We start from the raw sequence: 24463 nt of genomic DNA, 5'->3' as shown, positions 1-24463 counted from the left end.
GCGCCGCGCCCGCACCGTGGCCGACGCCCTGGTCGCCCGCGGCGTCAACTCCGGCGTCCTGCGCGTCGACGCCCGCGGCGAGCGCGACCTGGCCCGCGCCACGGCCGACGGCGTGCGCGAGCCGCTGAACCGCCGCGCCACAATCGACATCAACTTCTAAGCCCAAGCTCAGAAGCCAGGTCGAAACACCAAGCAGGGGCCCGCCGGATCACTCCGGCGGGCCCTTCGCCTTGGCGGAAGGCCGCCCGCGATTTAAAGGCGGGACGCGGTTTCCCGGTCCGCCTGAAAGGCTCCGCGTGCGTCGACGCTTTTTGCTGGTCAATCTTCCCTATGGCCCCTTCGGTCGGGAGCTTTGCGCCGCCTTGAGGGCACGGGGCGCCGACGTCGGGCATATGATCTTCAACGCCGGCGACGTGATCTCGCGGCGCGGGCCGGGCGGGATCGAATATCGCGGCGCTTCAACGGATTGGCCGGCCACCTATCGCGCCCTGGCGCCGCAATGGACGGACGTGGTGGTCTATGGAGAGGGGCGCTGGCAGACACGTCCCGTTCTGGACGCGGCGGGCAGCCACCCGCGGGTCTGGGTGTTGGAGAACGGATACTTCCGGCCCGACTGGATCACCTTGGAGCGGGACGGGGTGGCCGCGGGAAGCCCCGTCCTGCCGCGATCGGCCCAGGCGTATGCCGGTCGCCTGCTCCAAGAGCCGGAGTCCGATCCGGTCGGCCCCGTGACCCGACCGCTGGTCATGGCGGTGGCGCGATATTGGCTGGCGGAGAGGTTCCTGCCCATCTATCCGCGACCGGACTCGGGCTTCGACCCTCCGCCCTGGAGACAGGCGGCGGGGCATGTTCTGCGTTGGTTGCGCCTGCGTCTCTCCCCGAAGATCGACGCCGCAGCGGTGGCCGCCAAGGGGCCGTTCGTTCTCGTCTGTCTTCAGCGCGAGGGCGACAGCCAGCTGACGCGGCACTCCGACCTCACCACCAATGCCGCGTTCCTCGACGCCGTTATCTCCGACTTCGCCCGGCATGCGCCGGCGGATCTGAGACTGGTGGTGAAGAACCATCCGTTGGACCCGGGCGTGATCGATCAGGCGTTCTCGACGCGGTCCGTCGCCGCCCGACACGCCGTGGCCGATCGGGTGAGCTTCATCGACGGTGGGACCATGGCGCCGCTTTGCCGGGCTTCCCGCGGACTGGTCGTCAACAACTCCAGCGCCGCCCTGGCCGCTCTGGGGTTCGGCACGCCCGTGAAGGTGCTCGGTCGAGCCTTCTTCGACTTCGACGGTCTGACCCACCAGGGGCCCTTGGCGTCGTTCTGGACCCGACCCGCCGTCCCGGATCCCGACCTGTTCCTCCGCTTTCGCGCGTCGGTCATCGCCAGGACCCAGATCAACGGCAGCTTCGAGGGGCCGCGCCTGCGCCGCCGCACCGCCGAACGCATCGCCGAGCGGATGAGCGCCGCTTGAAACCGCGACGGCCCCGGCGTCGTATGTCGGTCGTCCGTCCAGGAGAACCGTCCATGCGCCGTCGCTTCACGATCGCCGTCGTCGCCGCCCTCGGGCTGATCGTCGCCTGCGGCCCAAATCCGGCGCCCGAAGCCGCGCCTCCCGTTCAGGGGCCGGTCGAGACGGCGGTGTTCGCCGGCGGCTGCTTCTGGTCGGTCGAGAAGAATTTCGAGGACGTCCCGGGCGTCGTCTCCGCCGTCTCGGGCTTCGCCGGAGGGCGGGTCTCCAATCCGACCTATGAGCAGGTGGTTCGCGGCGGAACCGGCCACCTTGAAGCGGTTCAGGTGACCTTCGACCCGCGTCGCATCACCTATCGCCAATTGGTCGACCGGTTCTGGCGCACCATCGACCCCACAGACGTCGGCGGTCAGTTCTGCGACCGCGGGGCGTCCTATGGGACCGCCGTGTTCGCCACCGCGGCGCAGAAGCCGATCGCCCAGGCTTCGCGATCGGAGGCGGCGTCGCGGGTGCGAGGTTTCGTCACGCCGGTTCGCGACGCGGCCCGCTTCTGGCCGGCCGGGCCGGAGCATCAGGATTTCGCCCGGCGCAACCCCGTACGATACGGTGGCTACAGCCGGTTCTGCGGTCGAGATTCGCAGCTTCGCACGATATGGGGCGACCAAGCGGCCGGCTGACCCCAAATGCTGTGTGTGGCCGCGGCGACACCCTGTGGCGCTGTCACGCGTCTGTCACATGATTGTCGCCGGACCTTCTGACCCCGGTCCTAGAGGGGGCGTGATTTCGGGTCGTGGACCGCGCTGTGCGGCCGCATGCCTTCCATCGGGGATACGAAAACCATGATGAACCGCAAGCGCGTGTTCTGGGCGACCACCGCCCTCTTCACCGGCCTGATGGCCGCCGGGGCCGCGTCGGCCCAGTCGTCGGGCACGATCGCCACGGAAGCCACCGAGGTCGAAGAAGTCGTCGTCACGGGCCGTCGGGGTCCGGCGACGGTCGACGGGGTCGTGGTCGGCGAGACCATCGGCAAGACCCGCTCTTCGATCACCCAGGAGTTCATCGGCCGCCAGCAGGCGGGTCAGACCATCCTGCAGTCCCTGAACCTGATCCCGGGCGTCAACTTCACCAACAACGACCCTTACGGTTCGTCGGGCGGTTCGATCCGCCTGCGCGGGTTCGACAGCCAGCGCATCTCGCTGACGTTCGACGGCATCCCGTTGAACGACACCGGCAACTATCAGATCTATCCCAACCAGCAGGTCGATCCCGAGCTGATCGAGCGAGCCCAGGTCAACCAGGGCACGACCGACGTCGACAGCCCGACCGCCGCGGCCACCGGCGGCCTGATCAACTACACCACCTCGCGCCCGACCCAGGATCCGCAGGTCCAGGTCGTCTCCTCGTTGGGCGAGTTCAACTTCGGCCGCGTCTTCCTGCGCGCCGACACCGGCGCCTTCGGCCCCTGGGGCACCACGGCCTACACCTCGATCTCCTACCTGAACTACGACAAGTTCAAGGGACCGGGCGAGATGGAGAAGATCCAGTTCAACGGGCGCCTGTACCAGGACCTGGGCGACGGCAACTTCGCCAGCCTGTCGGGCCACTACAACCGCAACCGCAACGCCTTCTACAACAACTTCATCACCCCGGCGCAGTTCGCCGCGGGCGGGTATCTCGAAAACGACATCGCCTGCATCCGTCCCGTCGGCGTGAACGGCACGGCGCAGAACGAGAACACCGGCTCGACCCGCATCCTGTCGAACGGCACGACCGCGCTGGGCAGCTGCACCAACCTGCACGACCTGCGCATCAATCCGTCGAACACGGGCAACATCCGCGGCCAGTTCAGCTACGGCATCACCGACAACCTGCGCTTCACCTTCGACCCGACCTATCAGTTCGTCATGGCCAACGGCGGCGGCTTCACCGCCCTGTCTGAACGGGACGACCGGCTCGACCTGGGCGGCCCGACCGGTCGCGACATCAACGGCGACGGCGACACCCTTGACACGGTGACCATCTACACCCCGTCCAACACCAACACGAACCGCTACAGCCTGGCGACGTCGCTGATCTGGGATGTGAACGACGATCACCGCTTCCGCGTCGCCTACACGGTCGATTACGGCCGCCATCGCCAGACCGGCGAGGGCGCCCGCGTCGACGCCTTCGGTCGTCCGCTGAACGTGTTCGCCGGCAACCGCCTCTACGGCAATCCGAACGACCGCATCCAGGCGTTCAACGGAAACAGCTTCTTCCGTACCCGCGATCGCGCCTCGATCGCCGAACTGCAGCAGTTCGCCGCCGAGTATCGCGGTCAGTTCTTCGACGACGCCGTGGTGGTCCGCCTGGGCGTGACCTCTAAGGAGTTCACCCGCGAACTGAACCAGTTCTGCTTCTCGCAGAACGGCTCCTCGACCGTCCGCTGCACCGCCGAGACGCCGACCGCGACCCTGGCCAACGGCAACGTCACCTTCGCCTCGACCGGGACCACCCAGTTCATCGCGCCCTACTCGGTCGAGCTGAACTACGACAAGGTTCTGCCGACCGCGGACGTCTCCTGGCGCTTCGGCGACGGTCACCAGATCTACGCCGCCTACGCGGAAACGATCTCGGTGCCGCGCACCGACCAGCTGTATCAGCCGGTCCGCACGCCGTCGGGCGGCATCAGCTTTTCGCAGGTGCAGCCGGAAACGGCCACGAACTACGACCTGGGCTATCGCTACACCGGCCAGGGCGGCATCGCCGGCGTGGCCCTGTGGTTCAACCAGTTCGAAAACCGCATCGTGTCCTCGTTCGACAACGACCCGTCGTCGGAGTTCTTCGGCCAGTCGGTCGACCGCAACATCGGCGACGTGGAGTCCCAGGGCGTGGACTTCTTCGCGGGGTATGAGATCAACGAGCAGTGGTCGGTCTACGGTTCGGCGTCCTACATCGACACCGAGATCAGCAACGATCTGTTCCTGTCCACGACCCAGCGCCTGCCGACTGCCGGCAAGGAAGTGCCGCTGAACCCGGAATGGACCGTGTCGCTGCGCACCGACTGGAGCCCCACCGAGAACCTGAGCCTGGGTCTGCAGGCCAAGTACACCGACGACCGCTTCGGCTCGGACGTGAACGACGTGATCTTCCCGTCGTACACCGTGCTGGACTTCGACGCTCGCTACGATCTGACCGACACCTTCGGCCTGAAGGACGCCTTCATCCAGTTCAACGTCACCAACCTGACGGATGAAGAGTACCAACTGGGCAACAGCGTCACGAACGCGGTCGCCATCGTCGACGTCGATCCGGTCACCGCCGGCAACCAGGGCCGCGCCGCCCAGAACCTGACCTCGGGCGTGGCCTCGCCGCGCACCGTGTCGATCACCCTGGGCACCACCTTCTAAATCCAGGCGTCAACACGCGACTTTGGAAGGGCGGTCCGGAGACGGGCCGCCCTTTCTTTTTTGCCTTACCGCTCGCAATGCGGTCGCTCGCCGCTTGAGGGCGAGCGGCGCCGCACGTTCAGGCGTTGAACGCCCGGCGCGTCGTGGCCATATGGCGCGGCTCGCCGCACCGGACCCGCACGCCCATGACCCTGCCCGCCCCCGTCCCGGCCGAATGGTCGCCGCACCGCGCCATGTGGGTCGGCTGGCCCAGCCATGCCGAGCTGTGGGAAGACGACATCGAGCCGGCCCAGGCCGAGGTCGAGGCGCTGGTCCACGCCCTGGCGGGGCCCGGCCGGGAGCGCGTGAAGCTGATGGTCGGCAAGCCGGAGGCTCTGGCCGGCGCCCGAGTGCGGTTCGACGGCGTGGGCGGCGTCGAGGTGATCGACGGCCGTTTCGGCGACATCTGGCTGCGGGACACCGGTCCGATCTTCGGCGTCGGCTCGGCGCGCGCCGCGGCGTTTCGGTTCAACGGCTGGGGCGGGAAGTATGAACTGGCGCACGACGACAAGGTCGCGGACCAGATCGGCGCGGCGTCCGACACGCCCCTGGACCGGCATGATTTCGTGCTGGAGGGCGGGGCCCTGGATCACGACGGGTCGGGCACGATCCTGACCACGCGCCAGTGCCTGCTGAATCCCAACCGCAACGCCGGCTGGACCGAGGCGAAGGCCGAGGCCGCGCTCGCGGCGGCGCTGGGCGCGCGCAAGGTGCTGTGGCTGGGCGAAGGCTTGCTGAACGACCACACCGACGGCCACGTGGACAACCTGGCCCGCTTCGTCGCACCGAGCGTTGTGGCGCACCCCGTCGCCTGGGGGCGCGGCGATCCCAACGACGAGGTCTACTCGGCGGTGGCGCGGACGCTGGCGGCCATGACCGACGCCGACGGCCGCGCGCTGAAGCTGCTGCCCCTGCCGTCGCCCGGCTTCGTCGGCGACGAGGACGAGCGGCCGATCCCCGCCAGCCACATGAATTTCCTGATCGCCAACGGCGCCGTAATCGTGCCGACGTACGGCGACGAGACGGCCGCGCGCCTGGTCTGCGAAGGTCTGGAGACCATCTACCCCGACCGCGAGATCATCGCCCTGCCGTCGATCGCCATCTTGTCCGGCGGCGGATCCTTCCACTGTATCTCCCAGCAGGAGCCCGCGTGATGACCCGCACCATCAGCGTCGCCGCGATCCAGACGTCCTATGGCGAGGACTTGACCGCCAACATCGCCAAGACCGTGGAGTTCGTCCGCGAGGCGGCGTCCAAGGGCGCCCAAGTGATCCTGCCGTCGGAGCTGTTCCAGGGGCCGTACTTCTGCGTCAGCCAGGAGGAGCGCTGGTTCGCCGATGCTCATCCGTGGGCGGAACATCCCTGCGTCACGGCCCTGCAGCCCGTCGCCGCCGAACTCGGCGTGGCCATTCCGGTGTCGATATTCGAGCGCGAGGGGCCGCACTATTTCAACAGCCTGGTCATGCTGGACGCCGACGGCCGCGCGCTGGGCGTCTACCGCAAGAGCCACATCCCCGACGGCCCCGGGTATCAGGAAAAATACTACTTTCGGCCCGGCGACACGGGCTTCAAGGTCTGGACCACGCGGTTCGGCCGGGTCGGCGTCGGCATCTGCTGGGACCAGTGGTACCCCGAGACGGCGCGGGCGATGATGCTGCAGGGCGCCGAGGTGCTGATGTATCCGACCGCCATCGGGTCGGAGCCGCACGACACGGAGCTGGACACCGCCGAGCCATGGCGGCGCGCCATGCAGGGGCATGCGGTCTCCAACGTCGTGCCGGTCGTCGGAGCCAACCGGATCGGCCTGGAGCACGCGACCGAAGTCGGTCAGCGATTCTACGGCTCCAGCTTCATCGCCGATCATCGCGGCGACCTGGTCGAGAGCCTGGGCCGCGACGAGGAGGGCGTGCTGGCGCACACGTTCGACCTCGACTTCCTGGACCGCCACCGCGCCGCGTGGGGCTTCTTCCGCGACCGGCGGACGGACCTGTACGGCGGCCTCGTCAGCCCCCGCCCGGCAGGGGGCTGAGCGTCCGTCGCTCGGCGGCGCAGCCGGGGCTTTCTATCGAGTCCTTGCGCGCCTCGGCCACTTCGACGGCGGCCTGATCCACCAGGTCGCGGAACGCCGGGCGCGTGTGGAACAGGACGTCGAACGCCTCTCGGCCGACGGTTCGCCCCTGATCGACCGCCGCCTGATCCGCCAGGCCGCACAGCGCCTCCGCGCTGGCCACGTCCCCGGCCCGAGCGGAGACGGCCTGCGAACGGTCGGGCGCGAGGCGGCGCAGGGCCTGGGCATACGCCTCGACCAGGGCGGCGCGGCGGGACGGGCCCCGTTGAGCCCCCTCGCCGGGCAGCAGGCGGACGCAGACGCCGGCCGGGGCGGGGCCGACGTCGCGTGGCACGCGGACGGCGACTTCATCGGCGAGCGCCTGCAGCACCTTCGTGAGCGCCGGCAGGCGCCGGACCGTCAGACGGGCTCCGATCGCGCAGTCGAAATGCTGGGCCGCCAGTTCCGGCCGGACTTCCAGATGCGCCTGGGCGAACAGCAGGCGATCGTCGGGCGCGGGCGCGATCAGAGGCCCGGGCGGCGGCGAGGCGCAGGCGGACGCCAGGCCCGCCGCGCCCGTCAGGATCAGCCGCCGGCGGTCCAAGACAGCTGCACGGAGGTTTCGGGACCGTCTTCGCCGGCGACGGGCGAGGCGATCACCTGCATGCCGGCGCCGGAAGCGTCCTGCGCCGCCGCGCCGTAAGCGCGCGCCTCGCCTTGGGTCATCGTCATGACGGTCGACAAACCGGCGGCTTCCGCGTGGCCGCGATGGAAGTCGACGACGGCGTCGGGCGACAAGGCCGTCTCATAGATGACCATGCCGCCAGGCCCATCGGGTCCGTCGGCGACGGTGGCGGGGCCGTCCGGCCGACCGTCCTCAGGCAGCACGGCATAAGCCGGGGCTTTCGCCGCGGCCGGTCGTCCGGTCGGGGCGGGCGCTCCGACCTCAACGGCCGGTGACTCCGTCGCTGCCGCCGTCTCGGCCGCCGCGTCCTCCGCCGGCTGGGAGCAGGCGCCCAGGGTCAGCCCGGCCGTCACCAAGAAGGCGAGCCACATCCCCTTCATTCTCAAGGTCACTTTCCCATTCAACCGAAGCGTCACGTTGGCCCAGACTCGCGGCGCCAGCAAGGCGCCGGTGCGGCGGTCGTCTGCCGCGTCAACCGGTCGCGGCGTCGGCGCCGCGCGGCCCATTGGTGGCGTCCGCGCCGTCGGAGCCCGTGTTCTTCACCGGATCGGCGTCTGCCCGCTTCGGCTGGGCGTCGGGTCCGGAGCGGCCCTGCTCGGCCAGGCTGCGGTTGACCTCATCCTGGTCCGGATCGACGTCCGAGCCGGACGCCGAACCTCCGCGCAGCGAGCCGGCCCGCGTGTCCGACCCCATGTCGCTGCCCGTCAGGGCGTCGGCGAGGGCGTCCGAGGCGCGGCCGAGGTCGGGGCGCTCGCCCATGTCCTCGGCTTCGCGCGCCTCAAGGCTGTCGGGTCTGGCGTCGGTCATGGGATCGCTCCTTCGCCTCAGGAAGCGTCGCCGGAGCCGGCGGGTTCCCTCCTCCGGGCCCGGAGGAAATCGACGAAGGCCTTGAGCGCGGGCGGGGGATGACGCCGCGAGGGGTAGTAGAGGAAGGGGCCGTCGAACGGCGGCTGCCAGTCGTCCAGCACCGCGACCAGCCGACCGGCGGCGAGATCGTCGCGCGCCCAGGCCTCGAAGGTGGCGAAGAAGCCCAGGCCGTCGCGCGCGGCGTGCAGGCCGAGGTCCGCCGAGGTGACGGTCAAACGCCCCTGCGGCTGGAAGCGGATGACCTCTCCGGCCTTCTCGAACTCCCAGGCGATCAGGCCGCCCGGCAGGCGCAGGCGGATGGCGGGCAGGGTCCGCAGCGGGTCCGGATGAGAGGGCAGGCCCACGCGGTCGATCAGCGACGGCGCGGCGACTAGGACGAAGCGTTCGGGCCCGCCGAGCGGCACGGCGATCATGTCCTTGGCCAGAGCCTCGCCGTAGCGGACGCCCGCGTCGAAGCCGTCAGCGACCACCTCGGTGAAGGCGTTGTCGAAGACGACCTCCATCGACACGCCCGGATGGGCCGCCATGAACGGGCCGAGCAGCGGGCCAAGCGCGATCTCGGCGGCGTCGGGCGCGTTGATGCGCAGGCGGCCCACCGGCGCGTCGGCGGCCAGACCCACGGCGGCGACCGCGCCCTCGATGTCGGCCAGCGCCGGCGCGATGCGGGCCAGAAGGGCCTCGCCCGCCTCGGTCGGGCTGACGCTGCGGGTCGTGCGGTTGAGCAGGCGGACGGCCAGCGCATCCTCCAGCGCCCGGATGCGCTCCGACAGGCCGGACGGCGACAAGCCGGCCTCGGCCGCCGCCTTGCGGAAGCCCCGATGTCGGGCGACGGCGGAGAGCAGGGCCAGGTCGTCGAGGGACGGCGTCATTGTTCGCTGATCCGCACAGTTCATGCGGAGATTGCCCGATTATCGAACAGGCGAACAGGGCGCATCTAGCGGGCTCACCCTCAGAGGAGCGACGCCATGACCACCCTCCCCACCCGCCGCCTGGGCGCGACCGGCCCGGAGGTCTCCGTGATCGGCCTCGGCTGCATGGGCATGTCCGACTTCTACGGCCCGGCCGACCGCGACGAGAGCCTCGCCACCATCCACGCCGCGCTGGAAGCCGGGGTGACCCTGCTCGACACCGGCGACTTCTACGGCATGGGCCACAATGAGATGCTGATCGCCGAGGCCCTGAAGGGGCGACGCGAGCAGGCCCTGCTCAGCGTCAAGTTCGGGGCGCTACGCGATCCCGACATGGGGTTTCGCGGCTATGACAGCCGGCCGGAGTCGGTGCGGAACTTCGTGACCTATTCGCTGCGGCGGCTGAACATCGACCACATCGACATCTACCGGCCCTCGCGGCTGGACCCCGCCGTGCCGATCGAGGACACCATCGGCGCCATCGCCGAGCTGGTCGAGAAGGGCTACGTCCGCCACATCGGCCTGTCGGAAGTCGGCCCCGAGACCATCCGCCGGGCCGCCGCCGTCCACCCGATCGTCGACCTGCAGATCGAATACAGCCTGGCGTCGCGCGGCATCGAGGCCGCCATCCTGCCGACCTGCCGCGAGCTGGGCATCGGCATCACGGCCTATGGCGTCCTGGCGCGCGGCCTGATCAGCGGCCATTGGTCGAGGGATCGGTCGGTCGACCGCACCTTCCGCGCCATGAGCCCGCGCTTCCAGGGCGAGAACCTGGACCGCAACCTGGCTTTGGTCGAGGCCCTGCGCGGCGTGGCCGAGACGCGCGGCGCGACGGTGGCCCAGATCGCGGTCGCCTGGGTGGCGACGCAAGGCGAGGACATCGTGCCCCTGGTCGGGGCGCGGCGACGGGATCGGCTGGCGGAGTCGCTCGGGGCCGTCGCCCTGACCCTGACGCCGGAAGACCTCGCGGCCATCGAGGCGGCGGTGCCCAAGGACGCCGTCGCCGGCGCGCGCTATCCGGAACAGCTGCTGCGGTTCATGGACAGCGAGCAGGCGTGAGCCGTCAGACAAAAGAAAGGGGCCGCGATCGCTCGCGGCCCCTTGGTCCTTGTCGCTGTCGAAAAGCGCTTACGCCGCCGTCTCGAACAGCTTCTGCCAGCGGCGCGGCTCGCGCTTCTTCCAGCCTTCGCGGTGGTAGGCGTCCGAGCCGATCAGGGGCACGACCGTCGTCGCCTCGGCGAAGACCATCTGCTCATAGGTGGTCGAGACCTTGCCCCACGAGGCGGCTTCCTTGAGCGTCGAGGACGAGCAGGCGCCGTCGCGGACGTCGGCGACCGTGATCTGGACCGCATACTTGTGCATGTCGGCCTCGACGCCGAGGATCTCGGCGCAGACGACGGTGTCCTGGGCGAAGTTCTTGGGAACGCCGCCGCCGACCATGAACAGGCCGGTGGTGCCCGCCGCGATCTTGATGTCGGTCAGCTCGCGGAAGTCGGCGATGGCGTCCAGCATCATATAGGGCTGGCCGGCGGCGGCCCGCTCCTTCTGGTGCTTGACCAGGCCGAAGCCGGCCGAGCTGTCGACGAAGGCCGGGCAGAAGATCGGCACGCCCATCTCATAGGCGGTCTGGATCAGGCTGCCTTCCTTCTTCGCATTCCCCTCCGACAGCCACTTGCCCATCTCCCAGATGAACTCGCGCGAGGAATAGCCGCGCGGCTCCAGCCGGTTGGCGATCTCGAGGATGGTGTGGTCGCACGCTTGGAGCTCTTCCTCGTCGATGTAGGTGTCGTAGATGCGGTCGATGTAGTTGTCGCGCAGGACGTTGTCGTCGACCGGACCGGCCGCCTGATAGTGCTTGAAGCCCAGCGCCTCGAAGAAATCCATGTCGACGATGGAGGCGCCGGTGGCGACCACGGCGTCGATCATGCCGAACTTCACCATGTCGCGGTACACGTGCATGCAGCCGCCGGCCGAGGTGGAGCCCGCCAGGATCAGCCAGGGCGAGCAGTCCTGGTCCTCGATGGCCATGTTGAAGATGTCCGAGGCGCGGGCCGTGTCGCGGCTGGAGAAGGACATCTTGCGCATCGAGTCGATGATCGGACGGGCATCGAAGCTGGTGATGTCGACGTGCTCCACGACGTTCTGGAGCAGCTGGGCCTTCTGGTTGGATTGAACGGGAGCGTTCATCGGTTTGGTTTCCCTTACTGGTGAGCGCCCGTCGTCAAAGAAAACAGCGGCCCGGACGGAGCGACGGGCCGCTGCTGATTAGAACGCGCGTGTGACGCTTTAGCGCCGACGCTGCTTCCGGACGCCCGCCTTGCCCTTGGGGCGCGACAGGCGAACGACCTTGCGGGCCTGCTCTTCCGCCGTGGTGCGCACGGTCGGGATGGAGCGCGGGGCCAGGCCGTACAGCGAGGCCATCGGGGCGTCCTGCACCGCCGCGACCTCATGCTCGCCATAGCCGTTGAAGCCCGTCGACATCGCCACGCCATAGGCGCCCAGCATGCCGATCTCGATGAAGTCGCCTTCCTGCACGTCGGCGGGCAGGTGGAACGGCCCCGGCATGTGGTCGATCGAGTCGCAGGTCGGGCCGTAGAAGCGGAAGGGCTTCAGCTCCGACGACGCCTCGCCGTCCCGGACCAGCTTGGTCGGGAAGGGCCAGCGCGAATGCGTGGCGTCGAACAGCGAGCCGTAGCTGCCGTCGTTCAGATACAGGGCGTCGCCCTTGCGCAGGTCGACGCGGCACAGGACCGAGGACGACTCGGCCACCAGCGCCCGGCCGGGCTCGCACCACAGCTCGGTCGTTTCCGACACCGGCATCTCGTTGAAGCCGCGATGGATGGCGTCGGCGTACTCGCTCATGTCCGGCGGGACCATGCCCGGATAGACCGAGGGGAAGCCGCCCCCGACGTCGACGATGTCCACGAACACGCCCGCGCGGGTGATGGCGCGGCCGACCTGGGCCATGGCGGCCTCATAGGCGGACGGGCGCATGCACTGGCTGCCGACATGGAAGCAGACGCCCATCAGGCCGTCCTTCACCGCCTGGCGCGTGGCCAGGAGCAGGGCGGGGGCCTGATCCACGCCTATGCCGAACTTGCCCGACAGGCTGTACTGGGCGCCGTCGGCGGACACCGCCATGCGGACAAGCAGGTTCAGATCGGCGGCGCCGCCGGTGGCGTCGAGGATCTTGGCCAGCTCGTCATGGCTGTCCAGCGAGAAGGTGCGGACGCCGTGCTCGAAATAGGCCTTGGTGATCGCGCCCCGGCTCTTGACCGGATGCATGAAGGCCAGCCGCGCGTCGGCGCTGACCGAGCGGACCAGCTCGATCTCGGCGATCGAGGCCACGTCGAAGGCGGTGACGCCCGCGTCGATCAGGGTCTCGATGACCCAGCGCGACGGGTTCGCCTTCACCGCATAGAAGACGTCGGCCTTCAGATTGTCCTGGAACCAGCGCGCCGCTACGGAGACGGAGCGCGGTCGCACAAGGGCGACGGGACGCTCCGGAGACCGCTCACGGACCAGGTCCAGGGGAAGATGGTACGTGCGCAATTCACGTAGCCCCCTGTTAGTTGTTGAACCCAGACCGGCGTTAGCGGCGCAGATTGGACCTACGGGGTCCGCCGGAAGCGGCCATATGGGGTCACGGGACTGTCATGTAAAGCGGTTTTTTCAGGGCGGCGCGCGTGCCGAACCCAAGCGGGGCCTGATTTAATCCGAATGGAGACGATGCGCGGCGCGGCATGTCGCGACGCTGGACGCGCTCGCAGCAGGCATGGCATTAAGGATCGCCCGGCGTGATCCGCGGCGTCGTCCGATCAACCGTCGAACCCCCGTCCTCATGACCGCAGCCGCCGCCTCCGCCGTCGCCTCCGTGCGCGGCGTGTCCAAGACCTTCGGCGCCCGAAAGGCGCTGGACGGCGTGTCCCTGGAGGTCGCGCAGGGCGAGATGGTCGCCCTGATCGGGCCGTCGGGATCGGGCAAATCCACCTTGCTGCGCTCGATCACCGGCCTGCAGCCGATCGACGCCGGCGGCACGATCGCCGTCTTCGGCGAGACGGTGCAGAAGGACGGCCGCGTCACCGGCGCGGTGCGCCGGTCGCGCGCCCGGCTGGGCATGATCTTCCAGCAGTTCAACCTGGTCGGCCGGCTGAGCCTGTTTTCCAACGTCATGCTGGGCGCGCTCGGGCGCATCCCCGGCTGGCAGGGGGCGCTGGGCCTGTGGCCGGGCGCCGACAAGAAGAAGGCCATGGCGGCCCTGCACCGCGTCGGCGTGGCCGACTACGCCGCCCAGCGCGCCAACACCCTGTCGGGCGGTCAGCAGCAGCGCGGCGCGATCGCCCGCGCCATCGTTCAGGGCGCCCAGGCCATCCTGGCCGACGAACCCGTCGCCTCGCTGGACCCCGTGTCGGCCCGCAAGGTGATGGAGTTGCTGGTCGAGCTGAACAAGCGCGACGGGCTGGGCGTCATCGTGACCCTGCACCAGGTCGACTACGCCATCCGCTATTGCGAGCGCGTGGTGGCGCTGAAGGCCGGCAAGGTCGTCTACGACGGCCCGGCGACCGGCCTGGACACCAGGACCCTCGTGGACATCTACGGCCCCGAGTTCGAGGACGCCTTCTGGGAGACCAAGCAATGAGCCGCTTCAGCCTTTCGCGCCGCGCGATCCTGGCCGCCGGCGTGGCCCTGCCGATGACCGGCGCCCTGGCCGCCTGCGGGGGCGGCGAAGAGGCCGCGTCCGGCGCGCCGTCGAAACTGGTCTTCTCGATCCTGTCGGCCGAAGGCCAGGCGTCGTCCGGCCCGCTGTGGCAGCCGCTGCTGGACGACCTGGCCGAGGCCGTCGGCATTCCGGTCGAGCCCTTCTTCGGCTCGAACTACACCGTGCTGGTGAAGGCCATGGAGGGCAACCAGACCCAGGTCGCGTGGTTCGCCGCCAAGTCCGCGATCGAGGCGATCGACCGTGCCGGCGCCGAGGTCATCGCCCGCACCGTGGACGTCGAGGGCCGCGACTCCTACCAATCGACCCTGATCGTGAAGGCCGGTTCGGGCATCACGCTGGACGACGTGCTGGCCTGCGGCAAGCGCTATGACTTCGGCATCGGCGACGCCCAGTCGACCTCGGGCACGCTGGCGCCCATGACCTTCCTGTTCAATCAGCGTGGTGTCGATCCTCAGGCGTGCTTCAAGACCGTGCGCGCGGCCAATCATCAGGCGAACGCCTTCGGCGTGGCCTCCGGCGTGCTGCAGGTGGCGACCTCGAACACGGTCAACACCGTCTTTCTGGAGCGGCAGAACCCGCAGATCGCCGCTCAGATCCAGGAAATCTGGAAGTCGCCGCCCATCCCGGAATCGGGGATTCTGGTGCGCGAGGATCTCGACCCGACGGTCAAGGAGAAGGTCCGCGCCTTCTTCCTGGAATACGGCCAGGGCGACGGGGCCGAGGCCGAGCGTCAGAAGACCGTGCTGAAGGGCCTCAACTACTCCCAGTTCCGCGCTGCCGACGACGCCTATCTCGACCCCGTGCGCGAGTTGGTCGCCGACCAGAAGATGCAGGAGGCGCGCGCCGCCGGCGATCGAGCCGGCGTGACCGCGGCCGAGGCCGAACTGAACGCCCTGCGAGCCAAGCGTGAGGTCCAGCCTTGACGAGCCCCGCCTCGGTGGGCGCGGTCCCCGCCCCGCCGACCAAGTCGCTGACCGCCTGGCTGCTGGATCTGGTGATCTGGGGCGGCGTCGCGGCGTTGTTGATCTACAGCTTCGACGCGGTCCAGCTGGAAAACCTTCCCAAGTTGTTCGCCGGGTCCGAAGTGGTGAACAATCTGGTCAGCGAACTGGCGCGCCCCGACTTCACCAACTGGCGCACGTTCGTGGGCAAGATGTGGGAGACGGTGCAGATCGCCCTCTGGGGCACCTTCCTGGCCATTTTCCTTGGAATCCCCATGGGTCTGGCCGCAGCGCGCAACATCGCGCCGATCTGGGTGGTTCAGCCCGTGCGCTGGGTGATGAACATCCTGCGATCGATCCCGGATCTCGTGATCGGCATCCTGTTCGTCGTGGCCGTCGGCCTCGGCCCACTGGCCGGCGTGCTGGCCATCGCGCTGAACACCGCGGGCGTTCTGGCCAAGCTGTTCTCCGAGGCCGTCGAGAGCATCGACAAGGGACCGGTCGAGGGCGTGCGTGCCACCGGCGCGTCCAAGCTGCATGAGATCGTCTGGGGCGTGATCCCGCAGGTGGCGCCGCTGTGGACCAGCTTCGCGCTCTACCGCTTCGAGTCCAACAGCCGGTCGGCGACGGTGCTCGGCCTGATCGGCGCGGGCGGCATCGGTCAGGTTCTGTTCGACAGCATCAACGGTTTCGATTTCCGCGACGTCTCGGCGATCGTCATCATCGTCGTCGTGGCCGTGACGCTGATCGACCTGCTGTCACAAGCCATGCGCAAACGTCTGCTCTAAGCGGGGGGAATCGCCGCCGCCTGGAGTCGTCCGTGAAGTCCGTCCGTCGCCTGACCGTTCCGGTCGTCGCCCTGACCGCGCTCGTCCTGGCCGCCTGCGACGGCGGCGGTGGATCGCGCGAGGGGATCTGGGCGGCGGGGTCGTCGACGGTCTTCCCCTTCACCACCCGGGTGGCCGAGAATTTCTCGCGCGCCAACGACTTCGCCATGCCGCGGGTCGAGAGCCTGGGCACCGGCGGGGGCATCAAGGCCTTCTGCGCCGGCATCGGCCCGGCCACGCCCGACATCGCCAATGCGTCCCGCCGCATGAAGGCGTCGGAGTTCGACGAGTGCGCCAGAAACGGCGTGACCGACATCCTCGAAATCAAGATCGGCTACGACGGCCTGGTCGTCGCCGTGGCCCGATCCGGCGCCGACTACGACTTCCAAGCCTCCGACTTCTATCTGGGCTTCGCCAAGAGCGTGCCGGGTCCGAACGGCGAGTTCGTCGCGAACCCGAACGTGACCTGGTCCCAAGTGCGGCCCGGTCTGCCGGACGTGCGCATCCTGGCCTATGGCCCGCCGCCCACCTCGGGCACGCGCGACAGCTGGCTGGAGCTGGGCATGACCCCGTCGGCCGAGGCCGTGCCGGCGCTGGCCACATTGGCCGAAAGCGACGAGGACGCCTTCGAGACCCGTGCCCACACCCTGCGCGAGGACGGCCTGTGGGTCGACTCGGGCGAGAACGACAACGCCATCGTCCAGACCCTGACCCGCACTCCGGGCTCGCTGGGCGTGTTCGGCTATTCCTTCCTGGAGCAGAACTCCGACTCCGTGAAGGCGGCCACCGTCAACGGCGTGGCGCCGAATTTCGAGACCATCGCCTCGGGCGACTATCCGATCTCCCGCTCCATGTACGTCTACGTGAAGAAGGCTCACATCGGCGTGACGCCGGGGCTGGACCTGTTCGTCACCGAATACCTGTCCGACGCCGCCTCGGGCCGCGGCGGCTATCTGCAGGACCGGGGTCTGGTGCCGCTTCCGGCCCCGGAACTGGAAGCCCAGCGCCAGGCCGTGCGCGCCCGCACCCCAATGGTCCGCCCGGAAGAGTGACGGTCAGGCGGCGGCCTTCTTCCGCAGTCGCGTGATCCGGCGCAGGCGGCGCCAAAAGCGGCCCCGCTCGGGCTCCGGATAGGGCTCCAGATTGGCGATGAACTCCTCGGCCGAGGCGCGCCAGCTGAACTTCTCGGCGTAGGCGCGCACGTCCTTGCGGTCGATCTCAAGGCACTTCAGGCAGGCGGTCTTCAGGTCGTCGTCGATGAAGCCCGCGCCCGATCCCGGAATGATGTCGATCGGACCATGCGCCGGATAGGCGGCGACCGGCGTGCCGGTGGCCATGGCCTCCAGGATCACCAGACCGAAGGTGTCGGTCCAGCTGGGGAAGACGAACACGTCGGCGTCCTTGAAACACCGCGCCAGCTCCTCGCCGAACCGGGCGCCCAGGAACTTCGCCTTCGGATACTTGGCTTCCAGCTCGGCCCGGGCCGGGCCGTCGCCGACCACGATCTTGGTGCCGGGAAGGTCCAGCTCCAGGAAGGCCTCGATGTTCTTCTCCACCGCCACCCGGCCGACGTTCAGAAAGAAGGGCCGCGGCCAGTCCTTGCCGCCCAGCTCCTCATAGATCGGGGCCAGGTCGGGGTTGAACAGCTCTGTGTCCACGCCCCGCGTCCACGGCGAGACGTTCTTGAACCCGTGCGCCGTCAGTTCGTCGCGCAGCGTCGGCGTGGCCACCATCAGCCGGCCGGACGGCCGGTGGAACCACTTCATGTAGGCGTAGCCCAGCTGCACCGGCACCGGGAACCGGGCCGAGACGTACTCCGGGAACTTGGTGTGATAGCTGGTGGTGAAGGGCAGCTTCCACTCCACGCAGATGCGGCGCGTGGCGATGCCGATCGGTCCTTCAGTGGCGATGTGCACGGCCTCGGGCTCGAAAGCGCGCAGCCGCTCGCGGATCTCTTCCTCGGCGCCCAGCGCCAGCCGGATCTCCGGATAGGTCGGCATGGGCATGGTCTTGAACTGACCCGGCTGGATCACCTCCACCTCGTGTCCCATCGCCCGGCACTCGGCCGTGATGCGGGACAGGGTGCGGACGACGCCGTTGACCTGGGGCTCCCAGGCGTCGGTGGCCAGAACGATGCGCATTGGGCCGGATGGCTCCGCCGTTGAACGGTCCGCACGAATAGCCCCTCCCCCATCCGTGGGGAAGGGAGTAGAGAGCCGCCCATGATCGCGACCGCCGCTTCGACCCCTTCGCTTACGCAGGATTGGGACGCCCTCGACCACGGCAAGTTCGCCGACGAGACGGCGACTGTGCGGGGCCTGCTGGCGAGGACGCCGCTCGACGTGACGGAACGCGCCGCCGTACTGGGCCAGGCGATCGATCTGGTCGAACGCGCACGCGCCAGCAACAAGCGTCAGGGCGTGGTCGAGAGCTTCCTGCAGGAATTCAGTCTCGGCACGCGCGAGGGTCTGGCCCTGATGTGCCTGGCCGAGGCCCTGCTGCGCACGCCGGACGAGGACACGCGCGACCGCCTGATCGCCGAGAAGATCGGCTCGGCCGACTGGGCCGGGCATCTGGGCCAGTCCGACAGCCTGTTCGTCAACGCCTCGACCTGGGGGCTGATGCTGACGGGCAAGCTGGTCGACGTGGACGATCAGGCCCGCACCGACCTGCCGGGCTTCCTGAAGCGAATCGTGGGCCGGCTGGGCGAGCCGGTGATCCGCGAGGCGGTGGCCGCGGCCGTCCGCATCATGGGCGAGCAGTTCGTGGTCGGCCGCACCATAGAGGCGGCGCTGAAGCGGTCCAACCGCGAGGGCTGGCTGTGCAGCTTCGACATGCTGGGCGAGGGCGCCCGCACCGCCGCCGACGCCGAACGCTATGAGCGCATCTACGCCGACGCCATCACCGCGGTGGGCAAGGTGGCGAAGGAGGGGCCGGAGGCCGGGCACGGCGTCTCGGTCAAGCTGTCCGCCCTGTCGCCGCGCTATGAGGCGACGCATGAGGCGCGCGTGTGGCAGGAGCTGTATCCCCGCGTGCTGCGGCTGGCGAAGATCGCGGCCGACGCCGACGTCAACTTCACCATGGACGCCGAGGAGGCGGACCGCCTGGCCCTGTCGCTGACTCTGCTGGACCGGCTGGCGCACGAGCCCTCCCTCGGAGACTGGAAGGGGCTGGGCCTCGCGGTGCAGGCCTATCAGAAGCGCTGTCCGGAAGTGATCGCCCGCGTCGCCGAGCTGGCGAAGACGTCGGGCCGCCGGCTGATGGTGCGGCTGGTCAAGGGCGCCTACTGGGACACCGAGATCAAGCGCGCCCAGGTGGCGGGGCGCGAGGACTATCCGGTCTTCACCACCAAGGCCGCCACCGACCTGAACTACCTCGTCTGCGCGCGCGCCATGATCGAGGCGTCGCCGCACATCTATGCCCAGTTCGCCACGCACAACGCCCACTCGCTGGCCGCGGTGCACACCATGGCGACCGAGCGCGGGGTGAAGATCGAGTTCCAGCGTCTGCACGGCATGGGCGAGGCGCTGTACGACGCCGCCCGCGCCGCCTTCGGCCCGGTCACGGTGCGCGCCTATGCCCCCGTCGGGGGGCATGAAGACCTGCTGCCCTATCTGGTGCGCCGCCTGCTGGAGAACGGCGCCAACTCCAGCTTCGTCCACGCCCTGCTGGACGAGCGGGTGCCGGCCTCGGCCGTCGCCGCCGATCCCATTTCGCAGGTCGAGGCCCACCCCGACCGCCACGCAAAGATCCCCGTGCCCAAGGACATGTACATGGACCGCCAGAACTCTCTGGGTCGCGACTACAGCCAGGCCGCAGACCGCGAGCGTCATCTGAAGGCGCTGAAGAAGGTGGACGCCGAGCGCTTCACCTCCGGCCCCATCGTCGGCGGCAAGCTCTTGGCCGGGACGGGGTCGCAGGAGGTCACCAATCCGTTCGACCGGACCCAGGTGCTGGGCCACGTGTCGGAGGCCACCGAGGCCGACGTCGACCGCGCCGCCGAACTGGCCGCCAATGCCCAGGTCGCCTGGGACCGCCGCATGGGTTCGGGTCGGGCCCCGGTGCTGTGCGCCATGGCCGATGCGCTGGAGGCCGACATGGACCGGCTGGTCGCGCTGCTCAGTCGCGAGGCCGGCAAGACCCTGAACGACGGCGTGGCCGAGGTGCGCGAGGCCGCCGACTTCTGCCGCTACTACGCCATGCTGGCCGAGCGCGACTTCGGCGGTCGGCAGGATCTGAAGGGGCCTGTCGGCGAGATCAACCAGCTGGTCCTGCACGGGCGCGGCGTCTTCGCCTGCATCAGCCCGTGGAACTTCCCGCTGGCCATCTTCACCGGCCAGATCGCCGCGGCGCTGGCGGCCGGAAACGGCGTGCTGGCCAAGCCGGCGGAGCAGACGCCCCTGATCGCGGCCGAGGCGGTGCGCCTGTTCTTCAAGGCCGGGCTTCCGGCCGACCTGCTGGCCCTGCTGCCCGGGCGGGGCGAGACCGTGGGGGCGAAGCTGACCACCCATCCGCTGGTCGACGGCGTCGCCTTCACCGGCGGCACGGACACGGCCGCCGCCATCAACCGCGGACTGGCGAACCGGCCGGGCCCGATCATCCCCTTCATCGCCGAGACCGGCGGGCTGAACGGCATGTTCGTGGACACCACGGCGCTGAAGGAACAGGTGATCGACGACGTGATCCTGTCGGCCTTCGGCTCGGCGGGCCAGCGCTGCTCGGCCCTGAGGGTGCTGTACGTGCCCAAGGACTCGGCCGACGCCCTGATCGAGGGATTGAAGGGCGCGCTGGCGGCGCAGGTCGTGGCCGACCCGACCGATCCCGCCACCGACATCGGCCCGGTGATCGACGCCGAAAGCCGCAAGGCGCTGGAGGCGCACGTCGAGCGGCTGAACACGGAAGCCAGGATCGTCGCCCGCGCCGAGCTGCCGGCCGGCGCCGACAGGGGCGACCTGTTCGCGCCCACCATCGCCGAAATCCCCACTCCGGACTTCCTGGAGCGCGAGGTGTTCGGTCCCATTCTGCACGTCCACCGCTACGATCCGGCCGAACTCAAGACCGTCGCGGGCAAGCTGGCCGCGCGCGGCTATGGGCTGACGCTGGGCGTGCACAGCCGGATCGAGGCCTTCGCGGAAGAGGTCATCCGGCTGGTGCCGGCGGGCAACGTCTACATCAACCGCGGCGTCACCGGCGCGGTGGTGGGGGTGCAACCCTTCGGCGGCGAGGGCCTGTCCGGCACCGGCCCGAAGGCCGGCGGGCCCAACAGCCTGATCCGCTACGCGTCGGAGAAGGCCATCAGCAACAACATCTCCGCCCAGGGTGGCGACCCGGCGCTGCTGAACCTCTGACGCCCCGGCTCAGTGGAAGATCCCCACCGCCCCCTCGATCCAGATCAGGCCGACGATCGCCACCACGAACAGGGCGAAACCGATGCGCAGGACGGGGTTCTTCACCCGCGCGGCGACCAGTTCGATGATCGCGCCGCCGCCGATCAGCAGCACGCCGGCGAAGACGAAGTCGCTCGCCGTCCAGTTCACGCCCGGGGCGTCCAGCGCCATGGCCACGGCCGGCGCGGCCATCACCACCGCCACCGCGCCCCAGCCGAGCAGGCGCAGCGCCCCCCACAGCCGATCCAGATCTGCCCGCGTCACCGTCGTCATGTCCCGTCTCCTTCGCTTGGACGGGGACAGAATGAGGCGGGCGCCGCCGCGCGGCATGAGCGGAAGCTGAGGAAGTGGTGAGAATTGGCCGTCAGAGATGACGAACTACGGCGTCGACTGCCGCCTCGTCTCCCATCAGCGACAGTCCGACGTAGGTTTCGGCTTCCACGCGCAAGTGGCCGCTGCGCAGCGCAAATGTCCACGTGGTAATTTCCTGAGAGCCGCCGAGGCCCCACCAGGATCCGATCCGACGTGCGCCTGCCTTCTTCAAGGCGGCGAGAAGCCGGCGGCGCGTCTTGGTGTCGTCCCTACCGACATGAACTTGGCGTTGGGCGCTCATCGCCTCGGCCAGCCGCCCGCGCGGCTGAGGGCGCTGGGGGCGCGGCGGCCGATCTTGGCCCCGATCCAGCGGGCGGTTTCGATCAGGGCGTCCAGGTCGTAGCCGGTCGGGAAGCCCGCCCGCTCCAGCATGTAGACCACGTCCTCGGTCGCCACGTTGCCGGTCGCGCCCGGCGCGAAGGGGCAGCCGCCGATGCCGCCGACGGAGGCGTCCAGCACATCGACGCCCGCCTCGATCCCGGCGAAGGCGTTGGCGACGCCGGTGTTGCGCGTGTCGTGGAAATGCAGGCGCAGCGTCGCGTCCGGCGCGGCTTTACGAGTGGCCTCGACCTTCCTGCGGACGCTCCACGGATCGCCGACGCCGATGGTGTCGGCCAGCGCGATCTCCCCGATCCCCAAGGCGCCCAGCCGGCCGACCAGATCGGCGACCTGATCGACGCCCACCTCGCCGTCGAAGGGGCAGCCCCAGACGCAGCTGATGGTGACCGACAGAGAAGGGGCCTCACCGCCCGGCACCGCGTTGCTCCGCCGGCTCACGATCTCCTCGACCATGGCCATCTGGCCCGCGCGGTCCAATCCCTGGTTCTTCAGGCCGAAGCCGTCGGTGGCCGCGATGGAGACGTTGACCTCGTCCACCGCCGTGGTCAGCGCCCGGTCATAGCCGCGGGCGTTCAGGACCAGTCCGATCCGGCTGCGGCCCGGCTCCGGCGGCAGGGCGGCCATGACCTCCTCGGCGCCCGCCATCTGCGGCACGTATTTGGGGTGGACGAAGCTGACGGCCTCGATGCGGCGCGCGCCAGCCGCCTCCAGCCGACGCGTCAGCTCCGCGCGCACGGCGGGCTCCAGCACCGCGGCCTCGTTCTGCAGCCCGTCGCGAGGGCCGACCTCGACGATCGTGATCGGACGGCTCATGCGGGCCTCACGGCCGGACGACGGGGGCGTAGACCGTCAGGGTCACGTCGTCGCCGGTGGAATAGTTGTGGCCCCTGACCTCGGCCACCGCGCGGCCGGGCATGCCGTCGGCGGCGGCGGCGAAGGCCGCGGCGTCGCGGGCCTCGACGATGGCGGGGCGTCCCTCCATCAGCGCGCGGGCGGCGCCGGCCGCGTCGGTCAACTGGGTGTCGCGGCCGGTCAGGAAGACGAAGCTCGGCTCGTGGAAGCCGGTGATCGCCACCGGCCCGGGCGCGCCCTGACGCGGGTGCAGCGCCGCCGCCTCCAGCGCGCGGGTCAGTTGGGGCGCGATCGCCAGCGGCCGCAGCTGCCGGATCTCTCCCACCAGCGCGGCGTGCGCCAGAACGCCGAAGACCAGCGACAGGGCCAACGCCGCGACCGGCGCCCGGTTCAGCATCAGGAACGCCCCCAGCCCGCCGGCAGCGATGGCGCAGAGCACGGTGAACGTCGCCCAAGTCTGGGCCGTCGAGGTGCCGAAATTGTTCAGCCCGTACACGGCGACCGCCGCGATCAGCGCCGCCGACAGCAGGTGCAGCCCCGCCCCGATTCGGCCGGACAGCACGCCGACCGGCCGCGTCAGCGCCGCCGCCGCCAGCAGCGCGACCGCGCCATAGGTCGGCAGCGTGTAGTGCACCAGCTTGGTCGGGGTCAGTTCGAAGATCAGGAAGGCCGGGACCAGCCAGCAGATCAGGAACCTGATCGCGGGCTCATTTCGTCGGCTCCACGCCGTCGAGACCGCGGCGGGCAGCATCAGGGCCGCGGGGAAGATCAGAAGGGGCAGCAGCAGCAGATGCACGCCGGGAGGCGCGCCGTGGCTCTCATGGCCGCCCGCCACCTTGGGCGCCAGGTCGCCGATGATGGCCTCGCGCCAGAAGCCGCCGTCGGTGACGATGGTCACGGCCAGCGCCCACGGACCGACGATCAGCGCCACCAGGGGCAGGCCCCAGCCCCAGCCCAGCCGCTTCAGCCAGCGCGCGTCGCGGTCCCACAGGCACAGCGCCAGAATGGCCGGCGCGACGACGATCAGGCCGATCGGACCCTTGATCAGGATCGACAGGCCCAGCGCCAGCCAGAAGACGAACTTGTGCCGCCGGTCGGGAGCCTCGCCCGCGCGCGACGACATGTAGATGCGGGCCAGCGCCGCCATCGCCGCCGTCACCGCCGCGCACAGGGCCGCGTCGGTCTTGGCGATGCCCGCCTCGCTGGACAGCAGGAAGCTGGCGCCCAGGATCGCCCCGGCCAGGAACCCGGCGCGCGTGCCGAACAGCCGCGCTCCCGCCCAGGCGCAGGCGAAGGCCGCGATCATCGCCGCCAGCAGCGACGGCAGACGATAGGGCTGGATGGCCCGCGCCTCGGGCCCGGTGGTCAGGCCCACGGCCGCGGCCTGGGCCCAGTAGATGCCGACGGGCTTCTTCCAGCGCGGCTCGTCCTGAAAGCGGATGTCGACGTAGTCGCCGCTCTCCAGCATCTGCGACGTGGCCTGGGCATAGCGGCTCTCGTCGCGGTCCAGCGGCGGCAGCATCAGCAGGCCGGGCAGGCCGGTGAGCAGCGCCACGAGCGCGGCCAGCAGCGGTCCGCGCCAGCCGGCGATGATGCGGTCGAAGTCCAGCCGTCCCATGACGGTCTG

General features: G+C 69.7%; 22 protein-coding genes and 1 pseudogene. 12 read left to right on the top strand and 11 right to left on the bottom strand.

Annotated elements, in window-relative coordinates:
* The 6 genes and pseudogenes from VGN45_RS03860 to aguB all read left to right on the top strand — a co-directional run.
* A pseudogene (locus VGN45_RS03860) lies at positions 1-160 on the top strand (cell envelope biogenesis protein OmpA); the annotation flags it as partial.
* Between the two features lie 136 nt (positions 161-296).
* Complete coding sequence (locus VGN45_RS03855; RefSeq protein ID WP_327459524.1) at positions 297-1466, top strand: capsular biosynthesis protein; 1170 nt, start codon at positions 297-299, stop codon at positions 1464-1466.
* Between the two features lie 53 nt (positions 1467-1519).
* On the top strand, positions 1520-2140 hold the full coding sequence (msrA, locus tag VGN45_RS03850; protein ID WP_327459522.1) for a peptide-methionine (S)-S-oxide reductase MsrA: 621 nt from the start codon (positions 1520-1522) through the stop codon (positions 2138-2140).
* 162 nt (positions 2141-2302) lie between these two features.
* Positions 2303-4852: a TonB-dependent receptor gene (locus tag VGN45_RS03845; protein WP_327459520.1), complete on the top strand. Its 2550-nt coding sequence runs from the start codon at positions 2303-2305 to the stop codon at positions 4850-4852.
* Between the two features lie 185 nt (positions 4853-5037).
* Positions 5038-6045, top strand: coding sequence for an agmatine deiminase family protein (locus VGN45_RS03840; RefSeq protein WP_327459517.1), 1008 nt, complete (start codon positions 5038-5040; stop codon positions 6043-6045).
* Positions 6045-6920, top strand: coding sequence for an N-carbamoylputrescine amidase (aguB, locus tag VGN45_RS03835; RefSeq protein ID WP_327459515.1), 876 nt, complete (start codon positions 6045-6047; stop codon positions 6918-6920). Before VGN45_RS03840 ends, aguB begins: the two co-directional genes overlap by 1 nt.
* Here aguB and VGN45_RS03830 read toward each other — a convergent pair.
* From VGN45_RS03830 to VGN45_RS03815, 4 genes are all read right to left on the bottom strand, one after another.
* The gene (locus VGN45_RS03830) at positions 6895-7542 is read right to left on the bottom strand and encodes a hypothetical protein (protein WP_327459513.1); all 648 of its coding nucleotides are present in this window, start codon (positions 7540-7542) and stop codon (positions 6895-6897) included. The two genes, aguB and VGN45_RS03830, sit on opposite strands and share 26 nt — an antisense overlap.
* Positions 7524-7994 carry a hypothetical protein gene (locus tag VGN45_RS03825; RefSeq protein WP_327459511.1) on the bottom strand — a complete coding sequence of 157 codons (471 nt, stop codon included), beginning with the start codon at positions 7992-7994 and terminating at the stop codon, positions 7524-7526. The genes VGN45_RS03830 and VGN45_RS03825 overlap by 19 nt, the downstream gene beginning before the upstream one ends.
* 100 nt (positions 7995-8094) lie before the next feature.
* Positions 8095-8430: a ribonuclease gene (locus tag VGN45_RS03820; protein ID WP_327459509.1), complete on the bottom strand. Its 336-nt coding sequence runs from the start codon at positions 8428-8430 to the stop codon at positions 8095-8097.
* 17 nt (positions 8431-8447) lie between these two features.
* Positions 8448-9359: a LysR family transcriptional regulator gene (locus VGN45_RS03815; RefSeq protein WP_327459507.1), complete on the bottom strand. Its 912-nt coding sequence runs from the start codon at positions 9357-9359 to the stop codon at positions 8448-8450.
* A gap of 96 nt (positions 9360-9455) precedes the next feature.
* Between VGN45_RS03815 and VGN45_RS03810 the strand changes: the two genes are divergently transcribed.
* On the top strand, positions 9456-10457 hold the full coding sequence (locus tag VGN45_RS03810; RefSeq protein ID WP_327459505.1) for an aldo/keto reductase: 1002 nt from the start codon (positions 9456-9458) through the stop codon (positions 10455-10457).
* 69 nt (positions 10458-10526) lie between these two features.
* Here the strand turns inward: VGN45_RS03810 and VGN45_RS03805 are convergent, their stop codons facing one another.
* Positions 10527-11585, bottom strand: a complete 1059-nt coding sequence (locus VGN45_RS03805; RefSeq protein WP_327459503.1) for a 1,9-bis(guanidino)-5-aza-nonane synthase — start codon at positions 11583-11585, stop codon at positions 10527-10529.
* A gap of 99 nt (positions 11586-11684) precedes the next feature.
* Positions 11685-12950 carry a type III PLP-dependent enzyme gene (locus VGN45_RS03800; RefSeq protein WP_327459501.1) on the bottom strand — a complete coding sequence of 422 codons (1266 nt, stop codon included), beginning with the start codon at positions 12948-12950 and terminating at the stop codon, positions 11685-11687.
* Between the two features lie 289 nt (positions 12951-13239).
* On the opposite strand from VGN45_RS03800, the gene phnC reads away from it, so the two are divergent.
* From phnC to VGN45_RS03780, 4 genes are read left to right on the top strand one after another with little or no spacing between them, the layout of a single operon-like run.
* Entirely contained in the window at positions 13240-14037 is a 798-nt protein-coding gene (gene phnC / locus VGN45_RS03795) for a phosphonate ABC transporter ATP-binding protein (RefSeq protein ID WP_327459499.1), read from the top strand.
* Positions 14034-15041, top strand: a complete 1008-nt coding sequence (gene phnD, locus VGN45_RS03790) for a phosphate/phosphite/phosphonate ABC transporter substrate-binding protein (RefSeq protein ID WP_327459497.1) — start codon at positions 14034-14036, stop codon at positions 15039-15041. Before phnC ends, phnD begins: the two co-directional genes overlap by 4 nt.
* Complete coding sequence (phnE, locus tag VGN45_RS03785) at positions 15038-15847, top strand: phosphonate ABC transporter, permease protein PhnE (RefSeq protein WP_327459495.1); 810 nt, start codon at positions 15038-15040, stop codon at positions 15845-15847. Before phnD ends, phnE begins: the two co-directional genes overlap by 4 nt.
* A 32-nt stretch (positions 15848-15879) precedes the next feature.
* Positions 15880-16938 carry a substrate-binding domain-containing protein gene (locus tag VGN45_RS03780; protein WP_327459493.1) on the top strand — a complete coding sequence of 353 codons (1059 nt, stop codon included), beginning with the start codon at positions 15880-15882 and terminating at the stop codon, positions 16936-16938.
* A gap of 3 nt (positions 16939-16941) precedes the next feature.
* Here VGN45_RS03780 and VGN45_RS03775 read toward each other — a convergent pair whose 3' ends face one another.
* Positions 16942-18027: a glycosyltransferase family 1 protein gene (locus VGN45_RS03775; protein WP_327459491.1), complete on the bottom strand. Its 1086-nt coding sequence runs from the start codon at positions 18025-18027 to the stop codon at positions 16942-16944.
* An 81-nt stretch (positions 18028-18108) separates the two neighbouring features.
* On the opposite strand from VGN45_RS03775, the gene putA reads away from it, so the two are divergent.
* Positions 18109-21234: a bifunctional proline dehydrogenase/L-glutamate gamma-semialdehyde dehydrogenase PutA gene (gene putA / locus VGN45_RS03770; RefSeq protein WP_327459489.1), complete on the top strand. Its 3126-nt coding sequence runs from the start codon at positions 18109-18111 to the stop codon at positions 21232-21234.
* Between the two features lie 9 nt (positions 21235-21243).
* On the opposite strand, the gene VGN45_RS03765 is transcribed toward putA, so the two are convergent.
* The 4 genes from VGN45_RS03765 to VGN45_RS03750 all read right to left on the bottom strand — a co-directional run bounded on the left by VGN45_RS03765 (position 21244) and on the right by VGN45_RS03750 (position 24454).
* Entirely contained in the window at positions 21244-21546 is a 303-nt protein-coding gene (locus VGN45_RS03765) for a hypothetical protein (protein ID WP_327459486.1), read from the bottom strand.
* 91 nt (positions 21547-21637) lie between these two features.
* Positions 21638-21886 carry a hypothetical protein gene (locus VGN45_RS03760; protein WP_327459484.1) on the bottom strand — a complete coding sequence of 83 codons (249 nt, stop codon included), beginning with the start codon at positions 21884-21886 and terminating at the stop codon, positions 21638-21640.
* Positions 21883-22797 carry a hydroxymethylglutaryl-CoA lyase gene (locus VGN45_RS03755; protein WP_327459482.1) on the bottom strand — a complete coding sequence of 305 codons (915 nt, stop codon included), beginning with the start codon at positions 22795-22797 and terminating at the stop codon, positions 21883-21885. Before VGN45_RS03755 ends, VGN45_RS03760 begins: the two co-directional genes overlap by 4 nt.
* Before the next feature lie 7 nt (positions 22798-22804).
* Positions 22805-24454 (bottom strand): glycosyltransferase family 39 protein, encoded by a 1650-nt coding sequence (locus VGN45_RS03750; protein ID WP_327459480.1) that lies wholly within the window; start codon positions 24452-24454, stop codon positions 22805-22807.
* Positions 24455-24463: the final 9 nt, after the last annotated feature.

Origin of the sequence: Brevundimonas sp. (genome assembly GCF_035999125.1) — a bacterium.
In the GTDB taxonomy this organism is placed as follows: Bacteria; Pseudomonadota; Alphaproteobacteria; order Caulobacterales; family Caulobacteraceae; genus Brevundimonas.
Note: the sequence above shows the minus strand (reverse complement) of the source record. Positions and strands in the feature narration are given on the sequence as shown.

Bases quoted from the DNA above. Each gene is read 5' to 3' on its own strand.
- msrA (WP_327459522.1), top strand. From the start codon at position 1,520: ATGCGCCGTCGCTTCACGATCGCCGTCGTCGCCGCCCTCGGGCTGATC.
- VGN45_RS03845 (WP_327459520.1), top strand. From the start codon at position 2,303: ATGATGAACCGCAAGCGCGTGTTCTGGGCGACCACCGCCCTCTTCACC.
- VGN45_RS03840 (WP_327459517.1), top strand. From the start codon at position 5,038: ATGACCCTGCCCGCCCCCGTCCCGGCCGAATGGTCGCCGCACCGCGCC.
- aguB (WP_327459515.1), top strand. From the start codon at position 6,045: ATGACCCGCACCATCAGCGTCGCCGCGATCCAGACGTCCTATGGCGAG.
- VGN45_RS03825 (WP_327459511.1), bottom strand. From the start codon at position 7,994: ATGTGGCTCGCCTTCTTGGTGACGGCCGGGCTGACCCTGGGCGCCTGC.
- VGN45_RS03820 (WP_327459509.1), bottom strand. From the start codon at position 8,430: ATGACCGACGCCAGACCCGACAGCCTTGAGGCGCGCGAAGCCGAGGAC.
- VGN45_RS03815 (WP_327459507.1), bottom strand. From the start codon at position 9,359: ATGACGCCGTCCCTCGACGACCTGGCCCTGCTCTCCGCCGTCGCCCGA.
- VGN45_RS03810 (WP_327459505.1), top strand. From the start codon at position 9,456: ATGACCACCCTCCCCACCCGCCGCCTGGGCGCGACCGGCCCGGAGGTC.
- VGN45_RS03805 (WP_327459503.1), bottom strand. From the start codon at position 11,585: ATGAACGCTCCCGTTCAATCCAACCAGAAGGCCCAGCTGCTCCAGAAC.
- phnC (WP_327459499.1), top strand. From the start codon at position 13,240: ATGACCGCAGCCGCCGCCTCCGCCGTCGCCTCCGTGCGCGGCGTGTCC.
- phnD (WP_327459497.1), top strand. From the start codon at position 14,034: ATGAGCCGCTTCAGCCTTTCGCGCCGCGCGATCCTGGCCGCCGGCGTG.
- VGN45_RS03775 (WP_327459491.1), bottom strand. From the start codon at position 18,027: ATGCGCATCGTTCTGGCCACCGACGCCTGGGAGCCCCAGGTCAACGGC.
- putA (WP_327459489.1), top strand. From the start codon at position 18,109: ATGATCGCGACCGCCGCTTCGACCCCTTCGCTTACGCAGGATTGGGAC.
- VGN45_RS03765 (WP_327459486.1), bottom strand. From the start codon at position 21,546: ATGACGACGGTGACGCGGGCAGATCTGGATCGGCTGTGGGGGGCGCTG.
- VGN45_RS03760 (WP_327459484.1), bottom strand. From the start codon at position 21,886: ATGAGCGCCCAACGCCAAGTTCATGTCGGTAGGGACGACACCAAGACG.
- VGN45_RS03755 (WP_327459482.1), bottom strand. From the start codon at position 22,797: ATGAGCCGTCCGATCACGATCGTCGAGGTCGGCCCTCGCGACGGGCTG.
- VGN45_RS03750 (WP_327459480.1), bottom strand. From the start codon at position 24,454: ATGGGACGGCTGGACTTCGACCGCATCATCGCCGGCTGGCGCGGACCG.